This is a genomic window from Novipirellula sp., from assembly GCF_041583735.1.
Taxonomy (GTDB): domain Bacteria; phylum Planctomycetota; class Planctomycetia; order Pirellulales; family Pirellulaceae; genus Novipirellula.
This window is the reverse complement of sequence record NZ_JBFHFD010000719.1, coordinates 1-4233: the sequence shown is the minus strand read 5'-3', so window position 1 is coordinate 4233 and position 4233 is coordinate 1. Positions and strand designations below refer to the sequence as shown.

General features: G+C 55.4%; 2 protein-coding genes. One reads left to right on the top strand and one right to left on the bottom strand.

The features are described 5' to 3' along the window. Positions 1-21: 21 nt before the first annotated feature. Positions 22-1134, bottom strand: a complete 1113-nt coding sequence (gene serC / locus ABX962_RS31580; protein ID WP_372725569.1) for a 3-phosphoserine/phosphohydroxythreonine transaminase — start codon at positions 1132-1134, stop codon at positions 22-24. Positions 1135-1529: 395 nt separating this feature from the next. Between serC and ABX962_RS31575 the strand changes: the two genes are divergently transcribed. Then, positions 1530-4233, top strand: a 2704-nt coding sequence (locus tag ABX962_RS31575; RefSeq protein WP_372725567.1) for a proline dehydrogenase family protein, incomplete at its 3' end; no start/stop codon positions are given.

The following is a 4233-nucleotide window of genomic DNA, read 5'->3' as shown; positions in this document are numbered from 1 at the left end:
GGAGCGGTTCGGGTTGCGAGACTAGCCGTTCTTTTTAGCAAAGTCGGTCATGAATTTGGCCAAGGTTTCGGCGCCTTCGATCGGCATCGCGTTGTAAACGCTCGCTCGAATCCCACCGACGCTGCGGTGACCTTTCAAGCTGGCCAAGTCATGGGTTTGGGCTTCGCTGACGAACTTTTTCAGCAGTTCATCGCTGGGCAAGTTGAACGTGACGTTCATCTTCGAGCGACAGCAATCGACCGCATGACCTTGATAGAATTCGCTGTGCGAATCGATCACATCGTAGAGCATTTGCGATTTTTGCTCGTTCAGTTTTGCCATCGCATCGAGGCCACCGATGTCGTTGGCCAACCAGCGTGCGACTTTGCCCAGTGCGTAAATGGCAAACGTCGGCGGGGTGTTCCATTCGGAATCGGCTTCGGCGTGGTTCTTGTAGTTCAAGTAACCCGGCAGCTCGGTTTTTGCACTGTCGACCAAATCGCGGCGGATGATGGCGACTGTGACTCCGGCGGGGCCAGCGTTCTTTTGGGCACAGGCGTACAGCATGCCGTACTTGTTGATGTCCAGCGGACGCGACAGAAAATCGCTCGACGCGTCACAGATCAATGGCACGCCGGTCGGGCACTCAGGCTCTTCTTGAAACTGAACGCCTTGGATGGTTTCGTTGCTGCAGTAGTACAAATAGGCGGCATCATCGCGGACTTTGTAATCGCCTGCGGCGGGGACATGGTTGTAATTGGATTCTTTTGCGTCGTAGATGACTTCGACGTTGCCTTCTTTTTTGGCTTCGCCGACCGCTTTTTTGCCCCAGGCACCGGTGAGGAGATATTGAGCGGTTTTTTCGGTGCCGCGGATCAGATTCGCGGGAATCATCGAAAATTGAAGCGCCGCCCCCCCTTGCAGGAATAGCACCGCGTAATCGTCGCTGATGTTCAGCAGCGAGCGGATGCTATTTTCGGCATCGTGCAAAATATCGATAAACGCTTGGTCTCGGTGGCTCATTTCCATCAACGAGCAACCTGCGCCGGGAAGACACAGCATTTCCTCTTGCAATTGCTGCAGTACCGAAAGGGGCATCGCAGCAGGTCCAGCGGAAAAGTTGAAGACGCGCTGAGCAGTCGCGGTAGCACTCATCGTTAGCGAATTTCCATCACGTGGTTTGCTTGGCACTGAGGAAATGAAATCTCGGCCAAACGGGGAATTAGGGAGCGTAGAAGCGAATTCTATGCTTAGCGGATTAAGTACGAAAGGTTGGCTAAGCGGATTCATCTGGCACGCTTTGCCGCATCGATGGGGGGAATGGTCGAGAACGAAAATCGGCAAGACGTTCGAGGCGGGCGAAATCTCGGGGGGGATTGCTGATTTGGGGCCCATTATTTGGTTTTACCGGAACCGAATAAAGGAATCGATTCGAGCGATCGGGCCCAGTCGGGCACAAAGGTTGCATCCCCGATAAAAGCGAAAGTCCACTTTTTATCGGCAGATTTCGATATAACCGCTATAACTCGCTAAGTTTACGAGGTAAATCGATGCGATTTAGCGATTCAGAATCTCACTCAGGATGCACGCCAATGGTTCAGGTTTCGGGGCAGGATTTAACCACGGATGCGGAACGAGCCGTCTCGCTCGCCGCAGAATTGCTCGAAGAGGCACGCAAACTTCAAACGCCTCAGGAACGGCGTCAGCAAGCCGAACTCGATCGTATGATCGGGCACGCCGAGGACAAGGCGACGCTCGTCGAGATGACGGACCAGGCATTTCGCACCCATTCGCCCGCTCGGGTGGCGGACCAGTTGACGCATCTCTTGGACGTCCAGGGGATTCCGCGGTTTTTCAGTCCCGTCGAACAAGCGATGTTGAAGGGATTCCAGTCGTTTGGCGAGTACCTGCCGGGCGTCGCGGTGCCGTTGGTCAAAGAAAAAATGCGGCGTGAGACCGCAAATGTGATTCTGCCGGCGGAGCCGAAGCTGCTGGGCGAGCATCTTCGCAATCGCCAAACCCATGGCATGCACATGAACGTCAACTTGCTCGGCGAGGCGATCCTGGGGGAACAGGAAGCACGGCGGCGGGTCGATCAGTGTTATGACGCGCTGCGGATGAGCGAGCTGAAATGTTTGTCAGTCAAAATTTCGACGCTCTACAGCCAGATCTCGCCGATCGCCCGGCGGCACTCGATCGACAAAGTCGCTGATCGGCTCGAGGCGCTTTACCGGATCGCGCTGAACAAGGCCGACCCGGTGACGAAACAAAGTAAGTTCGTCTACTTGGACATGGAAGAGTACCGCGATCTGTATTTGACTGCGGATATTTTGTGCAATGCACTCGATCGCGAATCGATGCTGAACGTGTCGGCGGGAATCGCCTTGCAAGCCTACGTGCCCGATTCGTTTGACGTGATGATGCGGTTGATTGATTGGTCGCGTCAACGCGTTGCACAAGGTGGCCAACCGCTCACGATTCGCTTGGTCAAAGGTGCGAATTTGGAAATGGAACGGGTCGATGCGTCGATTCAAGGGTGGCCGCAGGCTCCGTATCGATCCAAAGTGGAAACCGATGCAAATTACAAGTCAATGCTGCGAGTGCTGATCGATGGGGCTGCCGAAGGGGTGATCCGAGTTGGCGTGGCGTCGCACAACTTGTTCGATGTCGCCTTGGCACTTCTTTGGTCGGCCGATCGCAACGCGACGCCGAACGTTCAGTTCGAAATGCTCGAAGGGATGGCGAACCATCAACGCCGTGCGATCTCTGAACGTGATAATAAAATGGTGCTCTACGCACCCGCTTGTTTTCAAGATAGTTTTATCAATGCGATTGGCTATCTCATTCGGCGTTTGGACGAGAACACGGGGCCGGAAAACTTCTTGCGGCATACGTATCGGCTGACGCCCGATAGCGAAGAATTTGCGATGCTTGCCCAAGGGTTCAAAGATTCGTTGGCGATGATCGATACCGTGTCTCATTCGCCGCGTCGTACGCAAGATCGCCGTGTGAAGCCGGAACAACCGGTGGTGGCAGAGGATTGGACCCAGTTTGTCAACGAACCTGATACCGATTGGTCATTGCCCCACAATGCTCAGTGGATCGAATCGGTACTTCGCAATTGGAAAGATCGCTGCGACACCCTCGACACCGGTAGCGGCGAGGTGCGAGAGTCGACCGATCCGTCGCGTCCTGAGGTCGTCGTATGTCGCTACTCGGTGCCGACGTTGGCGGACGTCGAGACGGCGGTGGAAACCGCGACGGCGGCTCAGAGCGAGTGGGGGAAAACGAGCCTCCAAGATCGTCATGACTTATTGAGATGTGTTGCGCAAAATCTGCGAGAGCGACGTGGCGATTTGATCGCGACGATGGTCGCCGATGGCGGAAAAACCGTACTCGAGGCCGATCCCGAAGTCAGTGAAGCGATCGATTTTTGCGAGTTCTATCCGCTGACCGTCGATCATTGGCATCGCCAATCTGCAATCAAGCTCGAGCCCCGCGGAAACGTGGCGGTGGTCACACCTTGGAATTTCCCGTTGGCAATTCCCTGCGGCGGGATCGCTGCGGCGCTGGCGGCTGGAAATTGTGTGCTGCTAAAACCGGCCTCCGAAACGGTGCTGGTGGCCTGGCATTTGTGTCAAGCGTTCTGGGATGCCGGCGTTCCCAAGGATGTGTTGCAGTTCTTGCCGTGTGCGGGCGGTGTTGCCGAAGCAGGGCTGGTCAAGAACCCGCAGATTGAAACGGTCATTTTGACGGGCGGCACCTCGACGGCGAAACGCATGCTTTCGGTGCGAAGTGATCTGCATCTGTTGGCGGAAACGGGCGGCAAGAATGCCACGATCGTCACCTCGATGGCCGATCGTGATTTGGCGGTAAAACATGTCGTGCAGTCGGCGTTTGGACACAGTGGTCAAAAATGTAGTGCAACGTCGCTGCTGTTACTCGAAAACGATGTGTTCGACGACAAAGCGTTCCGCGAGATGTTGGCCGACGCCGTCTCGAGCATCCGAGTGGGATCCAGTTGGGATTTGTCAACAAAGATGGGGCCGCTGATCAAACCGCCGCAAGCGGAATTGAATCAGGGGTTAAAATCGCTTGAGGACGACGAGTCATGGTTGGTGATTCCCGAGCACATCGTCGACAACCCCAATTTGTATCGGCCGGGAGTCAAGTGGAATATTCGACCGGGAAGTTTTACGCATCTCACCGAACTGTTCGGCCCGGTGCTCGGCGTGATGCGGTTCTCGCGGCTGG